This window comes from Pseudomonas koreensis (genome assembly GCF_024169245.1).
GTDB lineage: Bacteria > Pseudomonadota > Gammaproteobacteria > Pseudomonadales > Pseudomonadaceae > Aquipseudomonas > Aquipseudomonas koreensis_F.
In genome coordinates this window covers 258,478-273,191 of sequence record NZ_JALJWP010000001.1, presented here as the reverse complement: position 1 = coordinate 273,191, position 14,714 = coordinate 258,478, and the positions used below count along the sequence as shown (strand labels likewise).

15 protein-coding genes and 1 tRNA gene are annotated in these 14,714 nt (G+C 59.3%); 7 read left to right on the top strand and 9 right to left on the bottom strand.

Going from position 1 to position 14,714, the window contains the following annotated elements; translation table 11 throughout:
• Positions 1-432 precede the first annotated feature (432 nt).
• Positions 433-1,650 carry an MFS transporter gene (locus J2Y90_RS01235; RefSeq protein ID WP_253495877.1) on the top strand — a complete coding sequence of 406 codons (1,218 nt, stop codon included), beginning with the start codon at positions 433-435 and terminating at the stop codon, positions 1,648-1,650.
• Between the two features lie 181 nt (positions 1,651-1,831).
• On the opposite strand, the gene ychF is transcribed toward J2Y90_RS01235, so the two are convergent.
• From ychF to J2Y90_RS01195, 8 genes are all read right to left on the bottom strand, one after another.
• Positions 1,832-2,932, bottom strand: a complete 1,101-nt coding sequence (ychF, locus tag J2Y90_RS01230) for a redox-regulated ATPase YchF (RefSeq protein ID WP_103306068.1) — start codon at positions 2,930-2,932, stop codon at positions 1,832-1,834.
• Between the two features lie 22 nt (positions 2,933-2,954).
• The gene (gene pth / locus J2Y90_RS01225) at positions 2,955-3,539 is read right to left on the bottom strand and encodes an aminoacyl-tRNA hydrolase (protein ID WP_008079560.1); all 585 of its coding nucleotides are present in this window, start codon (positions 3,537-3,539) and stop codon (positions 2,955-2,957) included.
• Between the two features lie 171 nt (positions 3,540-3,710).
• Positions 3,711-4,313 (bottom strand): 50S ribosomal protein L25/general stress protein Ctc, encoded by a 603-nt coding sequence (locus J2Y90_RS01220; RefSeq protein WP_253495875.1) that lies wholly within the window; start codon positions 4,311-4,313, stop codon positions 3,711-3,713.
• A gap of 141 nt (positions 4,314-4,454) precedes the next feature.
• Positions 4,455-5,396 carry a ribose-phosphate pyrophosphokinase gene (locus tag J2Y90_RS01215; protein ID WP_003171603.1) on the bottom strand — a complete coding sequence of 314 codons (942 nt, stop codon included), beginning with the start codon at positions 5,394-5,396 and terminating at the stop codon, positions 4,455-4,457.
• Positions 5,397-5,441: 45 nt separating this feature from the next.
• A tRNA-Gln gene (locus tag J2Y90_RS01210) sits at positions 5,442-5,516 on the bottom strand.
• Positions 5,517-5,553: 37 nt separating this feature from the next.
• Positions 5,554-6,405, bottom strand: coding sequence for a 4-(cytidine 5'-diphospho)-2-C-methyl-D-erythritol kinase (gene ispE, locus J2Y90_RS01205; protein ID WP_253495873.1), 852 nt, complete (start codon positions 6,403-6,405; stop codon positions 5,554-5,556).
• Positions 6,402-7,025: a lipoprotein insertase outer membrane protein LolB gene (gene lolB / locus J2Y90_RS01200; RefSeq protein ID WP_253495871.1), complete on the bottom strand. Its 624-nt coding sequence runs from the start codon at positions 7,023-7,025 to the stop codon at positions 6,402-6,404. Before lolB ends, ispE begins: the two co-directional genes overlap by 4 nt.
• 3 nt (positions 7,026-7,028) lie before the next feature.
• The gene (locus J2Y90_RS01195; protein WP_253495869.1) at positions 7,029-8,753 is read right to left on the bottom strand and encodes a tetratricopeptide repeat protein; all 1,725 of its coding nucleotides are present in this window, start codon (positions 8,751-8,753) and stop codon (positions 7,029-7,031) included.
• 182 nt (positions 8,754-8,935) lie between these two features.
• Here J2Y90_RS01195 and hemA point away from each other — a divergent pair, with 182 nt between their 5' ends.
• The 6 genes from hemA to J2Y90_RS01165 all read left to right on the top strand — a co-directional run bounded on the left by hemA (position 8,936) and on the right by J2Y90_RS01165 (position 14,295).
• The gene (gene hemA, locus J2Y90_RS01190) at positions 8,936-10,222 is read left to right on the top strand and encodes a glutamyl-tRNA reductase (RefSeq protein ID WP_016773209.1); all 1,287 of its coding nucleotides are present in this window, start codon (positions 8,936-8,938) and stop codon (positions 10,220-10,222) included.
• On the top strand, positions 10,219-11,301 hold the full coding sequence (gene prfA, locus J2Y90_RS01185) for a peptide chain release factor 1 (RefSeq protein ID WP_253495867.1): 1,083 nt from the start codon (positions 10,219-10,221) through the stop codon (positions 11,299-11,301). Before hemA ends, prfA begins: the two co-directional genes overlap by 4 nt.
• Entirely contained in the window at positions 11,302-12,132 is an 831-nt protein-coding gene (gene prmC, locus J2Y90_RS01180) for a peptide chain release factor N(5)-glutamine methyltransferase (protein WP_253495865.1), read from the top strand.
• Positions 12,126-12,881 (top strand): molybdopterin-synthase adenylyltransferase MoeB, encoded by a 756-nt coding sequence (locus J2Y90_RS01175; protein WP_253495863.1) that lies wholly within the window; start codon positions 12,126-12,128, stop codon positions 12,879-12,881. Before prmC ends, J2Y90_RS01175 begins: the two co-directional genes overlap by 7 nt.
• The gene (gene murI, locus J2Y90_RS01170; RefSeq protein ID WP_253495861.1) at positions 12,874-13,665 is read left to right on the top strand and encodes a glutamate racemase; all 792 of its coding nucleotides are present in this window, start codon (positions 12,874-12,876) and stop codon (positions 13,663-13,665) included. The genes J2Y90_RS01175 and murI overlap by 8 nt, the downstream gene beginning before the upstream one ends.
• Positions 13,666-13,776: 111 nt before the next feature.
• Positions 13,777-14,295: an acyloxyacyl hydrolase gene (locus J2Y90_RS01165; protein WP_024014291.1), complete on the top strand. Its 519-nt coding sequence runs from the start codon at positions 13,777-13,779 to the stop codon at positions 14,293-14,295.
• Between the two features lie 93 nt (positions 14,296-14,388).
• Here the strand turns inward: J2Y90_RS01165 and J2Y90_RS01160 are convergent, their stop codons facing one another.
• Positions 14,389-14,694, bottom strand: coding sequence for a YkgJ family cysteine cluster protein (locus J2Y90_RS01160; protein ID WP_186530521.1), 306 nt, complete (start codon positions 14,692-14,694; stop codon positions 14,389-14,391).
• Positions 14,695-14,714 lie beyond the last annotated feature (20 nt).

The following is a 14,714-nucleotide window of genomic DNA, read 5'->3' as shown; positions in this document are numbered from 1 at the left end:
ATGACTCCTCTGGACACCACGCACCATCGGCGTGCATCGCGAACGTTTCACTCGCGACCCGTGCCCTCTAAAAGGCCTCGAAAGTTCACCCTCGCCCGCTCTGTAGGCCGGCTCTGTAGCGAAACTTCCCATTGTCGAGCGCCTTTGTAAGGCGATCGTGTTCAAGGGCAGAAGCAAGGCAAGATTCAGACCATGGCGTTGCGCTATCACCTTTCCGCCAGTGCCCCCCGTGTAGGAGCTGCCGAAGGCTGCGATCTTTTGATCTTGCTCTTGAAAGTCAAAGTCAAAAGATCGCAGCCTTCGGCAGCTCCTACGTGGATGATCAGTCGTGAGTCACTTAGTTAGCTGGCTAAGGGGATGGCGCTGACGCACCGAAAAATGGCACATTGGCGCACCTGCCTGCGTGCACCCATCTGCTGTCCGGAAACTTCCATGGCTATCAGCAACGTTCAGACCGCCGCTGCCTCGGCGACCGCTACTCCCCAAAGCAGTCCACTGGTGATGCGCATCATTGGCGCCGTGGCGTTGGCGCATTTGATCAACGACCTGATCCAGTCAGTGCTGCCATCGATCTACCCGATGCTCAAAGCCAACTATGGCCTGACGTTTACTCAGGTCGGCCTGATCACCTTGACGTTCCAGCTGACCGCGTCGCTGTTGCAGCCGTGGGTCGGTTATCACACCGATCGACACCCGAAACCGTGGCTGTTGCCGGCGGGCACGGTGTGTACCTTGATCGGCATTCTGATGATGTCGGTGGTCGGCAGCTTTCCATTGATTCTGCTGGCGGCGGCGCTGATTGGCATTGGCTCGTCGACCTTTCACCCGGAAGCCTCGCGTGTCGCACGGTTGGCGTCGGGCGGGCGCTTTGGCCTGGCACAGTCAACGTTCCAGGTCGGCGGCAATGCCGGTTCCGCGTTCGGCCCGTTGCTGGCGGCGGCGATCATCATCCCCTTCGGCCAAGGCAATGTGGCGTGGTTCGGTCTGTTCGCGGTGTTTGCGCTGTTCGTGCTGTACCGCATCAGTCGCTGGTACGCCAATCACCTGAACCTGTTCAAGCTCAAGGCCGGCCAAGCCGCGACGCACGGCTTATCGAAGGGCAGGGTGACCAGTGCTTTGGTAGTGCTGGGGCTGCTGGTGTTCTCCAAGTATTTCTACATGGCCAGTTTCACCAGCTACTTCACCTTCTACCTGATCGAGAAGTTCGACCTGTCGGTGGCGAGTTCGCAATTGCACCTGTTCCTTTTCCTGGGCGCAGTAGCGGCGGGGACCTTCTTCGGCGGGCCCATTGGCGACAAGATCGGGCGCAAGGCAGTGATCTGGTTTTCGATCCTTGGCGTCGCGCCGTTCACCCTGATCCTGCCGCATGTCGATCTGTTCTGGACCAGTATTCTCAGCGTGGTGATCGGTTTCATTCTGGCGTCGGCATTCTCGGCGATTGTGGTGTACGCGCAGGAACTGGTGCCGGGCAATGTCGGAATGATCGCCGGGATTTTCTTCGGCCTGATGTTTGGTTTCGGCGGGATTGGCGCTGCGCTGCTCGGGCATCTGGCGGATGTGCATGGGATTGAGTATGTGTATTTCCTGTGCTCGTTCTTGCCGTTGTTTGGCGTGTTGGCGATCTTCTTGCCGCGTACGAAAAAGGCCTGATCCACACAGATCCCATTGTAGGAGTGAGCCTGCTCGCGATGGCGGTGTATCAGTCAGAACATCTGTAGCTGAAAAAACGCTATCGCGAGCAGGCTCACTCCTACAAGGGAATGTGTCGGGGCATGAATTTCAGGCACAAAAAAGCCGCGTATCAAACGCGGCTTTTTCTTGGGCGTAGCGCTTAGACGTTGAAGCGGAAGTGCATCACGTCGCCGTCCTTGACGATGTAATCCTTGCCTTCCAGGCGCCATTTACCGGCTTCTTTGGTGCCGGCTTCGCCCTTGTACTGGATGAAGTCGTTGTAGGCGATGACTTCGGCACGGATGAAGCCTTTTTCGAAGTCGGTGTGGATCACGCCAGCAGCCTGTGGTGCGGTGGCACCGACCTTGACGGTCCAGGCGCGGACTTCTTCGACACCGGCGGTGAAGTAGGTCTGCAGGTGGAGCATTTCGTAGCCGGCGCGGATCACGCGGTTCAGGCCAGGCTCTTCCAGGCCCAGGGCCTCGAGGAACATGTCTTTTTCTTCGCCGTCATCGAGCTCGGCGATTTCCGCTTCGATCTTGTTGCACACCGGAACGACCATGGCGCCTTCTTCTTCGGCGATGGCCTTGACCACGTCCAGGTGCGGGTTGTTCTCGAAACCGTCTTCAGCGACGTTGGCGATGTACATGACCGGTTTGGTGGTCAGCAGGTGGAAGCCCTTGATCACTGCCTTTTCGTCAGCGCTCATGTTCTTCATCAGGCTGCGCGCCGGCTTGGCTTCGGTGAAGTGCGCGATCAGTTGCTCCAGCAGAGCCTTCTGAACCACGGCGTCCTTGTCACCGCCCTTGGCGTTGCGCGCGACTTTCTGCAGTTGCTTTTCGCAGCTGTCGAGGTCGGCGAAGATCAGTTCCAGGTCGATGATTTCGATGTCGCGTTTCGGGTCGACGCTGTTGGACACGTGGATCACGTTGTCGTCTTCGAAGCAGCGCACGACGTGAGCGATAGCGTCGGTTTCGCGGATGTTGGCCAGGAACTTGTTGCCCAGGCCTTCACCTTTCGAGGCACCAGCGACGAGGCCGGCGATGTCGACGAATTCCATGGTGGTCGGCAGGATGCGCTTCGGATTGACGATGGCCGCCAGAGCTTCCAGACGGGGATCCGGCATCGGCACGATGCCGCTGTTCGGCTCGATGGTGCAGAAGGGGAAGTTCTCGGCCGCGATACCGGATTTGGTCAGGGCGTTGAACAGGGTGGACTTGCCGACGTTAGGCAGGCCGACGATGCCGCAATTGAATCCCATGGTGTTTCCCCTCGGGTAAAAGTCAGGCCTTCTGGCTGTGCAGGTTTTTCATCGCGCGGTTCCATTCCCCGGCGAGGATATCCGGCAGCACGCCGAGGGCAAAGTCGATGCTGGCATCGAGTTTTTCCTGTTCGGCGCGTGGCGCACGACCCAGGACGAAATTTGAAACCATACTGGCAACGCCCGGGTGGCCGATGCCGAGCCGCAGGCGGTAGAACGTATTCTGATTGCCCAGTTGCGCAATGATGTCGCGCAACCCGTTGTGACCGCCATGGCCGCCGCCCTGCTTGAGCTTGGCAACGCCCGGAGGCAAGTCGAGTTCGTCATGCGCCACGAGGATTTCTTCAGGCTTGATGCGGAAGAAACCGGCGAGTGCCGCCACGGCCTGGCCGCTGCGGTTCATGTAGGTGGTGGGAATCAGCAGACGAACATCCTGACCTTGATGCGAATAGCGCCCGGTCAGGCCGAAATATTTGCGATCGGCCACAAGATTCACATTCTGTGCGTGGGCGATGCGCTCAACAAAAAGGGCCCCTGCGTTATGCCGGGTCTGGTCGTATTCAGCGCCTGGATTTCCCAGGCCAACGATCAGTTTGATGGCAGTCACGATAGGGGCCCTTCCTTTGAGTGGTGGATAACATCGCCGCGATCAGGGAAAGCGGCGAAAGTGGACGAAAAATGCTCATTTACCATGGATGTAAACTCCGCGTTCTCGCCCGCTTTCTCGCTACGTTCCAGTCCGCGATGTTACTTGCTCACTCAGGCTAAACAGAGTGAATTACTCTGCTGCGCCTTCTTCGGTAGGTTCTGCAGCAACACGTGGAGCGTGGACGTTGGCAACAGCCTTGTCATCGCCGTGTGCCAGAGCAACGAACTCAACACCTTTAGGAGCTTTGAGGTCCGACAGGTGAATGATGGTGCCGATTTCTGCGTTCGACAGGTCGACTTCGATGAACTCAGGCAGATCTTTTGGCAGGCAGGAAACTTCGATCTCGGCAACAACGTGCGAAACTTCGCCGCCTTTCTTGACTGGAGCTTCTTCGCCAACAAAGTGCACAGGCACGATGGCGGTCAGTTTCTGGCCGGCAACAACGCGTACGAAGTCAGCGTGCATCACGTGGCCTTTGGCCGGGTGACGCTGCAGAGCCTTGATGATGACGTTCTGCTTGGTGCCACCTACGTTCAGCTCGATGATGTGGCTGTAAGCCGCTTCGTTTTCGAGCAGTTTGGCAACTTCCTTGGCCAGCATGCTGATGGATTCAGGGGCTTTGTCGCCACCGTAAACTACAGCTGGAACCAGGCTTGCGAGACGACGCAGGCGGCGGCTCGCACCTTTCCCCAGGTCGGAACGCACTTCAGCATTCAGAGTAAAATCGTTCATTTTGCATCTCCAAAATAGCCATGACCGAGTGGCGTTTGCGACCAGCGCCGAACACGGTATGGGCAAAAAAGCCCCGCCCCGACAGGAATGCCGGGGCGGGGCGCTTTTCGTCAACGAGACATTTCGTGAAGGGCAGGGCCCTTAACGGAACATCGCGCTGATCGATTCTTCATTGCTGATGCGGCGAACCGCTTCGGCAACAACCGGTGCGATATCCAGTTGACGGATACGTGCACAGGCTTGTGCTGCAGCGGACAGCGGGATGGTATTAGTGACCACCAGCTCGTCCAGCACGGAATTTTCGATATTCTCGATGGCCCGGCCCGACAGCACAGGGTGTGTGCAATAGGCAAAGACCTTGGCTGCGCCATGCTCTTTCAGGGCCTTGGCCGCGTGGCACAGAGTGCCGGCGGTATCGACCATGTCATCGACGAGAATACAGGTACGCCCTTCGACATCACCGATGATATGCATCACTTCAGAGTGATTGGCTTTCTCACGGCGTTTGTCGATGATCCCGAGATCGACGCCCAGGGATTTGGCAACGGCCCGTGCACGCACGACGCCACCAATGTCCGGGGACACGATCATCAGGTTTTCGAAGCGCTGATCTTCAATGTCATCCACCAGAACCGGGGAGCCGTAGATGTTATCTACCGGAATATCGAAGAAGCCCTGGATCTGGTCAGCATGCAGATCAACCGTGAGAACACGGTCGATGCCGACTACGGTAAGCATGTCAGCGACGACTTTCGCGCTGATGGCCACACGTGCGGAACGCGGACGGCGATCCTGACGGGCATAACCAAAATAAGGAATAACAGCAGTGATACGAGTAGCCGAGGAGCGGCGGAAGGCGTCAGCCATCACTACCAGTTCCATCAGGTTATCGTTGGTCGGAGCGCAGGTCGGCTGAATAATGAAGACGTCTTTACCGCGAACGTTTTCATTGATCTCGGCTGTGATTTCGCCGTCGGAAAACTTGCCGACAGAGATGTCACCGAGAGGGATATGCAGCTGACGTACGACACGCCGAGCCAGATCGGGGTTGGCATTCCCCGTAAAGACCATCATCTTGGACACGCGCAGTACCTAGAGGCTGAGGGTAACCTGGATGAGTAGAGAAAATGGCAGGGGCGGCTGGATTCGAACCAACGCATGGCAGGATCAAAACCTGCTGCCTTACCGCTTGGCGACGCCCCTGTATCTGTTGCTTTCAAGTGCCGGGCACTTGATTCCTTTAGAGCAGACTTTGCAGCTTGCGATGCAACATCGAAACGTTGCTTCCTTTCGCTACAAACCCTGTAAGGGTCTCTGTCAGAAGGGCCGAGACTTTATCAGCTTCAGCTTTGCTTGGGAAGCCCCCAAACACACAACTTCCAGTTCCGGTGAGCTTTGCTTCGGTAAATTTACCTAACAAATCCAATGCGTTACGTACCTCTGGATAACGCCTTGCAACCACCGGCAAGCAGTCATTTCGACTGTTTCCCTCGGGAACGGGGCGCACTTTAATGGGCGGTGTGTTACGTGTCAACAAAGGATCGGAAAAAATTTCTGCCGTACTTACAGAGACTTGCGGCACGAGTACCAGATACCACGGTTCTTCGGGGTCGACCGGGGTCAGTTTCTCGCCGACACCCTCGGCAAACGCCGCGTGACCACGGACGAAAACCGGCACGTCGGCACCGAGTGACAAGCCCAGCGCCGCCAGGCGATCTTCATCCCAGCCCAACTGCCAGAGATGGTTAAGACCGAGCAAAGTCGTCGCCGCATTCGAGCTGCCGCCGCCGATACCGCCGCCCATGGGCAGCACCTTGTCGATCCAGATGTCGATGCCGAGCGAGCAGCCGGATTGTTGCTGCAGCATTTTCGCCGCGCGCACGATCAGGTTGCTGTCGTGGGGCACGCCGGTGAACTCGGTGTGCAACTGGATCACGCCGTCATCGCGCACGGCGAAACTGATTTCATCGCCGTAGTCGAGGAACTGAAACAGCGTCTGCAATTCGTGATAACCGTCTTCACGGCGACCGAGAATATGCAGCATCAAATTGAGTTTGGCCGGCGAGGGCAGAGTCAGGCGTGCAGCGGTCATGGGTATTGCCCCAACTTCCGCGGTTGCCAGGTCTTGATCACCAGCGTCACGTCGAGGTCGGTGCCGTGCAGCTTGATGCGCTCGGGCAGCCAGTAACCATTCTGTTCGGTGTAGGCGGTGTATTCGACTTTCCAGCCGTCCTGCTCAAGACTGGCCAAACGGCTGTCGGCGTCCAGGTTCAGGCGACTTTTGCTCTCCGGAGCCGGCAGGCCACGAACCCACCAGGCCAGATTCGACACCGGCAATTTCCAGCCAAGCTGTTCTTCGAGCAGGGCTTCGGGTGATTGCGATTCGTAGCGGCCCTGGTTGGCGACTTCCAGTGACACTTTGCCCGGCCGCCCGGTCAGGCGTGCCGCGCCACGACCCAGCGGTCCGGACAGGCGAATGTCGTAGTAGTCCTGACGCTGCAGCCAGAACAACGTGCCGCTGCCGGAATCCTTCGGTGCGCGAATGCCGATCTTGCCGTCGATCTGCCAGCCATCGAGGCCGGTCAGTTGCTGTTTGTTCGCCGCCCACTGGGCCGGGCTGCCGTGGCCTTCGACCGATTCGCGAGTGCCGAAGCCCGAGCAGCCGGCGAGCAGGGCAATGAAGCTGAAAACAATAACGTGGCGCAAAAACATGGGTTAAAGAGTCTCGGATCCGGTCAGGCGCTTGATGGTGCTGCGCAGAATGGTGCTGTCGGGCTGGTCCTTGAGGAACTTGCCCCACACTTGTTTGGCTTCGCGTTGATTGCCCTTGGCCCAGAGGACTTCACCCAGGTGCGCGGCGACTTCGTGGTCAGGGAAACGCTCGAGCGCCTGGCGCAGGTATTTCTCCGCGTCGTCCAGATTGCCCAGGCGGTAATTCACCCAGCCAAGGCTGTCGAGAACTGCCGGGTCTTCCGGATTGATCTGGTGCGCCTGCTCGATCAGCGTTTTCGCTTCGGCGTAACGGGTAGTGCGGTCGGACAAGGTGTAGCCCAGCGCGTTCAGCGCCATGGCATTGTCCGGGTCGCGCTTGATGATCAGGCGCAGGTCTTTTTCCATCTGCGCCAGGTCATTGCGTTTTTCCGCGAGCATCGCGCGGGTGTAAAGCAGATTGAGATCGTCCGGGTATTTCTGCAGCGCTTGCTGCAAGACTTTCCAGGCCTTGTCGTCCTGTTTGTTGGCCGACAGGGTTTCCGATTCGATCAGATACAGCTGGATCGCGTAGTCGGGCTGTTCGTCGCGCTCGGCCGCCAGTTTGCTCTGCGCTTCGGCGGCTTTGCCGTTGCTCATGAGGATATCGGCCTGACGCAGTTGTGCCGGCAGATAGTCGTTGCCCGGGCCGACCTGGGCGTATTCGATGAGTGCGCCTTGCGGATCGTTGCGCTCTTCGGCAATTCGGCCGAGATTCAGGTGCGCCGAATCGACATGGCTTTCGCGGGCAATCAGGTCTTCCAGATACCCCTTGGCTTCATCCCATGCCTTGGCTTCCAGGCACACCAGCGCCAGCGAATAGCGCAGTTCGTCGTCTTCCGGGTATTGCTGAACGAGTGTGGAGAACTCCGCTTTGGCGTCGTCCATGCGGTCCTGTTCGACCAGCATGCGCGCGTAAGTCAGGCGCAGGCGTTTGTCTTCCGGGTACTTCCTGATGTTTTTCTGCAACAGCGGCAGCGCTTCGTCGCCACGGTTGAGCAGCTGAAGCAGGCGCGCGCGCAGCAGAATCGGTGCGATCTCGCCATCTTCCGGCGGATGGTCTTCGAGCAGGGTCAGTGCGCCCTGATTGTCGCCGTCCTGCTGCAACAGCAGCGCCTTGCCGAAAATCAGCTGATTGTTGTTCGGGTGACGTTGCAGCAAGCGGTCGAAACTTTTCAACAGACCGTTGCGGGTTTCCTGATCGGTGTCGGCGGCCGACAGCGCGAGGAAATCGAAATGGGTGTCGCCCTTGCCCTGCAGGACTTTCTCCATATAGACCATGGAGTCGTCGTAACGCCCGGCGCGAGCCAGTTGCACGGCGGCGGCGCGCTGCGCTTCGAGATCGTCCGGCGCATTGCGTGCCCAGATCAGCGCGGTGTCTAGGGCCGGTTGATCGGCGCCCAGATATTCGGCGATGCGAAAAGCCCGCTCGGAAACGCCCGGATCCTGGGTGTTGATGGCCTGGGTCACGTAGTTGTCCAGGGCAATGTCGAAACGATTGCGCTGGCCAGCGAGTTCGGCACTCAGCAGGCTGAACACGGTTTCCTCGCTGAACGAGCTGTAAACCTTGGGCTTTTCAGGTGCGGGCGTGGTGTCTTCGACCGGCGGGGTACCGTCCGGTGCAACGGGCGCCATGGCCTGGCAGCCGCTGAGGAAGACAAAAGCGAGGAGCAACGCGGAAGATCTATTCATATAGGAAGAGGACGACTAACCTGCGGTCGGATCATCATGACACAAGCCTTCGGCCAAACATAACCGAGACTCAATTGTGGCCATTATAGGGGCCGACAATTGGGACAATAGTCAGCGGTAGTTGTTCTGGATCTTTCGAAGTAGGACAATTGCCGGCTTCACGTCACCACCAGCGACCTTGAATGGCCTTCCTTGCACTCGGTATTAACCACAAGACTGCTTCAGTAGACGTCCGCGAGCGCGTGGCCTTTACCCCTGAGCAGCTGGTTGAGGCCTTGCAGCAGCTCTGCCGACTGACCGACAGCCGCGAAGCCGCGATCCTCTCCACCTGCAATCGCAGTGAGCTTTATATAGAACAGGATCAGCTCTCGGCCGATGTCGTGCTGCGCTGGCTGGCCGATTATCACCATCTGAGTCTGGACGAGCTGCGCGCCAGTGCCTATGTGCATGAAGACGATGCGGCCGTTCGTCACATGATGCGCGTTGCCTCCGGACTCGACTCGCTGGTGCTGGGCGAGCCGCAGATTCTCGGTCAGATGAAATCGGCCTACGCCGTGGCCCGCGAGGCTGGCACCATTGGCCCGCTGCTGGGGCGGCTGTTTCAGGCGACCTTCAATGCCGCCAAGCAGGTGCGCACCGATACTGCGATCGGCGAGAACCCGGTGTCGGTGGCATTTGCCGCCGTCAGCCTGGCCAAACAGATTTTCAGTGATCTGCAACGCAGTCAGGCGCTGCTGATCGGCGCTGGCGAGACGATCACTCTGGTCGCGCGCCATTTGCATGAGCTGGGGGTCAAGCGCATCGTCGTTGCCAACCGTACGCTGGAGCGCGCCAGTCAGTTGGCTGAGCAGTTCGGCGCTCACGCGGTGCTGCTCTCGGACATTCCGGCGGAACTGGTGCGCAGCGACATCGTCATCAGTTCGACCGCCAGCCAGTTGCCGATTCTCGGCAAGGGCGCGGTGGAAAGTGCGCTGAAGCTGCGCAAGCACAAGCCGATCTTCATGGTCGACATTGCTGTACCGCGGGATATCGAGCCGGAAGTCGGTGAGCTCGACGACGTTTACCTGTACAGCGTCGACGATCTCCACGAAGTGGTCGCCGAGAACCTCAAAAGTCGCCAGGGCGCAGCGCAAGCGGCGGAGGAAATGGTCTCGGTCGGCGCCGACGATTTCATGGTGCGCCTGCGCGAACTGGCGGCGGTCGATGTGCTCAAGGCCTATCGTCAACAGAGCGAACGCCTGCGTGATGAAGAATTGCAAAAGGCCTTGCGTCTGCTGGCCAACGGCGGCAACGCCGAAGACGTGCTCGGGCAATTGGCCCGTGGCCTGACCAACAAACTCTTGCATGCACCCAGCGTGCAATTGAAAAAGTTGTCTGCCGAAGGCCGCCTCGATGCGCTGGCCATGGCTCAGGAACTCTTTGCCCTTGAGGGCTCACCGGATAGTTTTTCGGATAAAAAACCGCAATGAAAGCGTCACTGCTCAACAAGCTGGACATTCTCCAGGACCGATTCGAGGAACTGACCGCGCTGCTCGGCGACGGCGAAGTCATTGCCGATCAGGCCAAATTCCGTGCGTATTCCAAGGAATACGCCGAACTCGAGCCTGTGGTGGCTGCTTATAAAAAGCTGCTCGGCGTACAAAATGATCTTGAAGGTGCACAGGCCCTGCTCAAGGACAGCGACCCGGACATGCGCGAAATGGCCGTGGAAGAAGTGCGCGAAGCCAAGGAATTGCTCATCACGCTGGAATCCGACCTGCAGCGTATGTTGCTGCCCAAGGATCCTAACGACGGGCGCAACGTCTTCCTCGAAATCCGCGCCGGCACCGGTGGCGACGAGGCGGCGATCTTCTCCGGCGACCTGTTCCGCATGTATTCGCGTTATGCCGAGCGGCGTGGCTGGCGTGTCGAGATCCTCTCGGAAAACGAAGGCGAACACGGTGGCTATAAAGAAGTCATCGCCCGTATCGAAGGCGACAACGTCTACGGCAAGCTGAAATTCGAGTCCGGCGCGCACCGTGTACAGCGTGTACCCGCCACCGAATCCCAGGGCCGGATTCACACGTCGGCCTGCACCGTGGCGGTATTGCCCGAGCCGGACGAGCGCGAAGCCATCGAGATCAACCCGGCGGATTTGCGCGTCGACACCTTCCGCTCCTCCGGGGCCGGTGGTCAGCACGTCAACACCACGGACTCGGCGATCCGCATTACCCACATACCGACCGGCACTGTCGTCGAGTGTCAGGAAGAACGCTCCCAGCACAAGAACCGCGCCCGGGCGATGGCCTGGTTGTCGGCCAAGCTCAACGATCAGCAAAACGCAGCGGCGGCCAACGCCATTGCCAGTGAGCGCAAGTTGCTGGTCGGTTCCGGCGACCGTTCCGAGCGCATCCGCACTTATAACTACGCTCAGGGCCGGGTCACCGACCATCGCGTCAACCTGACTCTTTATTCGCTGGATGAAATTCTTGCCGGTGGCGTCGAAGCCGTGATCGAGCCGTTGCTGGCCGAATACCAGGCTGACCAACTCGCAGCGATAGGTGAATAAATGACCATCATCGCCAGCCTGTTGCGCGCCGCCGAACTGCCGGACTCGCCCACCGCGCGTCTGGACGCTGAGCTGCTCCTCGCCGCCGCACTGGGCAAGTCGCGCAGTTTCCTGCACACCTGGCCCGAGCGCATCGTGCCGAGCGAGGCTGCGCTGACCTTTGCCGAGTATTTGCAACGGCGGCGTAGCGGTGAACCGGTGGCCTACATTCTCGGCCAGCAAGGCTTCTGGAAACTCGATCTGGAAGTTGCGCCGCACACGCTGATCCCGCGTCCCGATACAGAACTGCTGGTAGAGGCAGCCCTTGAGCTGCTGCCGGCAACTCCGGCCAAGGTCCTCGATCTCGGTACCGGCAGTGGCGCAATTGCTTTGGCTTTGGCCAGCGAACGCCCGGCGTGGAAAGTCACCGCCGTGGATCGCGTGCTCGAAGCCGTGGCCCTGGCCGAACGCAACCGCCAGCGTCTGCACCTGAACAACGCCACGGTGCTGAGCAGCCATTGGTTCAGCGCACTTGAAGGCCAGCGCTTTCAATTGATCATCAGCAACCCGCCGTACATTGCCTCCGCCGATCCGCATCTGGTCGAGGGCGATGTGCGTTTCGAGCCGACCAGTGCGCTGGTCGCCGGTGAGGACGGCCTCGATGATTTGCGCCTGATTGTTGCGCAAGCGCCCGATCATCTGGAGGCCGGTGGTTGGCTGATGCTCGAACACGGCTATGATCAGGCCGAAGCGGTGCGTGATCTGCTGCTGACTCGTGGCTTTGAAGAAGTCCACAGCCGCACCGATCTGGGCGGCCATCAACGCATCAGTCTGGGGCGCCTGCCGTGCTGAATGATCAGGAATTGCTGCGCTACAGCCGGCAGATTCTGCTGCAACACATCGACATCGACGGGCAACTGAAGCTCAAGGCCAGCCGCGTGCTGATCGTCGGCCTCGGTGGGCTCGGCGCACCGGTGGCGTTGTATCTGGCGGCAGCGGGCGTCGGCGAGTTGCATCTGGCGGATTTCGACACGGTCGATCTGACCAACCTGCAACGGCAGATCATTCACGACAGCGCCAGCGTCGGCATGTCCAAGGTCGACTCGGCGCTCAAGCGTCTTGGCGCAATCAATCCTGAAATCCAACTGATCGCCCATCGGCAGGCGCTGGACGAGGATTCTCTTGCCGCGACGGTAGCGGCGGTGGATCTGGTGCTCGACTGCTCGGACAACTTCGCCACCCGTGAGGCGGTCAACGCCGCGTGTGTAGTCGCGCGCAAACCGCTGGTCAGCGGCGCGGCGATTCGTCTGGAAGGGCAGTTGTCGGTGTTCGACCCACGGCGTGCCGAGAGTCCTTGCTACCACTGTCTGTACGGTCACGGCAGCGACGCCGAACTGACCTGCAGCGAGGCCGGCGTCGTCGGGCCGTTGGTTGGCCTGGTTGGCAGTCTGCAGGCGCTGGAAGCGCTGAAGATGCTGGTCGGTTTCGGCGAACCGCTGGTGGGGCGCCTGCTGCTGATCGACGCGTTGGGTTCGCGGTTCCGTGAACTGCGGGTCAAACGCGATCCGGGCTGCAGCGTCTGTGGCGCGCGCCATGCGTGAAGCGCCGGTCGGCGTATTCGATTCCGGGGTCGGCGGCTTGTCGGTTCTCGCGGAAATCCAGCGTTTGCTGCCCAACGAATCGCTGCTCTACGTCGCCGACTGCGGGCATATTCCCTACGGCGAAAAGACCCCGGAATTCATCCGTCAACGTTGCAGTGTGATGGCCGGTTTTTTCCGCGAGCAAGGCGCCAAGGCGTTGGTGCTGGCGTGCAATACCGCGACTGTGGCCGGTGTTGCCGATCTGCGTCGCGACTTCCCCGACTGGCCGATTGTCGGCATGGAACCGGCGGTCAAACCGGCCGCAGCGGCGACCCGCAGTGGCGTGGTTGGCGTGCTGGCAACGACAGGTACGTTGCAGAGCGCCAAGTTCGCCGCGTTGCTCGATCGCTTTGCGGCTGACGTCAAAGTCATCACCCAGCCGTGTCCGGGGCTGGTCGAACTGATTGAAACTGGCGACCTGCACAGCGCCCAATTGCGCACTTTACTGCAGGGTTACGTCACCCCTTTGCTGGCTCAGGGCTGCGATACGATCATTCTGGGATGCACCCATTATCCGTTCCTCAAGCCGCTGCTAAGGTCGATGATCGGCGACGATGTCAGCCTGATCGATACCGGCGCTGCCGTGGCCCGGCAGCTGCAACGGTTGCTCGCCGAGCGTGATCTGCTGGCGCCTGGTCCGAGCCTGCCTGTGAAGTTCTGGACCAGTGCCGATGCACGATCCTTCAGAAAAATCCTGCCACTGCTGGGCCAAACTGCGTCGAATGTGCAAAACTTCGACTTGTAAAAAAAATGTGAAATAACTCGAAATACGCTGAACTTCTGACCAAGCGCAGATTTCTATAGCGACAGCAGCAACTAAAAACCAAACGATCGTTCCGGAAAAGGAAGTTTCAAAGTGAAGCGACTATTCTGCTTGGCCGCGATTGCGGCCGCACTGATGGGGCAAAGCATTTCTGCACAAGCCGCTGGCGTTGAATTCGCCGTCGGCGGTACCAGCGATTCGACAATGACGTATCGCCTGGGCATGAATTTCGACTGGGACAAGAGCTGGCTGCAGAGCGACGTGGGTCGCCTGACCGGCTACTGGAGCGGTGCCTACACGTACTGGGAAGGTGACAAGACTTCCAGCAACAACAGCCTGTCGTTCTCGCCTGTCTTCGTTTACGAGTTTGCCGGCCAGTCCGTCAAACCGTACGTTGAAGCGGGTATCGGTGCGGCGTTCTTCTCCAACACCGAATACGAAAGCAACAAGCTGGGCGGTTCCTTCCAGTTCGAAGACCGCATCGGTTTCGGCCTGCGCTTCAACGGCGGCCACGAAGTCGGCATCCGCGCCACGCACTACTCCAACGCCGGCCTGTCCAGCGATAACGATGGTGTAGAAAGCTACGCGCTGCATTACACAATGCCGCTGTAACACAGATCAAAAGATCGCAGCCTTCGGCAGCTCCTACATGGGAATGATGTCTCCTGTAGGAGCTGCCGAAGGCTGCGATCTTTTGCTTTTGAGTCAGCGGTAGGCTGTCGCAATACCCTGGCGCTCTTCGATGCACTCCGGTGCGCCCATTTCAAACTCGCGGCAGATCAACGGTCGCCGTTCATAGATCGTGCACATCATGCTGTCGCGATCCAGCGCCGCGCACCAGCCGTCGTCCAGACGCAGCATCACTTCACCGCCCCATTCATCGGTATCGATAAAGCGATCAGGCACGCCGGTGTCGGTGATCAGCATCACTTCGAGCTGGCAGCAGCACGCGGCGCAGGTCGAGCAGGTGACCGCCGGTTCGTCGATTTGTGTGTGGGGGATGGTTTTCATCGCGGCAGTGTAAGGCAGTG

What these genes read in the sequence shown, in the direction of transcription:
- prfA (WP_253495867.1), top strand. Translation starts at nt 10,219, where the DNA reads ATGAAAGCGTCACTGCTCAACAAGCTGGACATTCTCCAGGACCGATTC.
- murI (WP_253495861.1), top strand. Translation starts at nt 12,874, where the DNA reads ATGCGTGAAGCGCCGGTCGGCGTATTCGATTCCGGGGTCGGCGGCTTG.
- prmC (WP_253495865.1), top strand. Translation starts at nt 11,302, where the DNA reads ATGACCATCATCGCCAGCCTGTTGCGCGCCGCCGAACTGCCGGACTCG.
- hemA (WP_016773209.1), top strand. Translation starts at nt 8,936, where the DNA reads ATGGCCTTCCTTGCACTCGGTATTAACCACAAGACTGCTTCAGTAGAC.
- J2Y90_RS01220 (WP_253495875.1), bottom strand. Translation starts at nt 4,313, where the DNA reads ATGAACGATTTTACTCTGAATGCTGAAGTGCGTTCCGACCTGGGGAAA.
- J2Y90_RS01195 (WP_253495869.1), bottom strand. Translation starts at nt 8,753, where the DNA reads ATGAATAGATCTTCCGCGTTGCTCCTCGCTTTTGTCTTCCTCAGCGGC.
- J2Y90_RS01235 (WP_253495877.1), top strand. Translation starts at nt 433, where the DNA reads ATGGCTATCAGCAACGTTCAGACCGCCGCTGCCTCGGCGACCGCTACT.
- lolB (WP_253495871.1), bottom strand. Translation starts at nt 7,025, where the DNA reads ATGTTTTTGCGCCACGTTATTGTTTTCAGCTTCATTGCCCTGCTCGCC.
- J2Y90_RS01160 (WP_186530521.1), bottom strand. Translation starts at nt 14,694, where the DNA reads ATGAAAACCATCCCCCACACACAAATCGACGAACCGGCGGTCACCTGC.
- ychF (WP_103306068.1), bottom strand. Translation starts at nt 2,932, where the DNA reads ATGGGATTCAATTGCGGCATCGTCGGCCTGCCTAACGTCGGCAAGTCC.
- ispE (WP_253495873.1), bottom strand. Translation starts at nt 6,405, where the DNA reads ATGACCGCTGCACGCCTGACTCTGCCCTCGCCGGCCAAACTCAATTTG.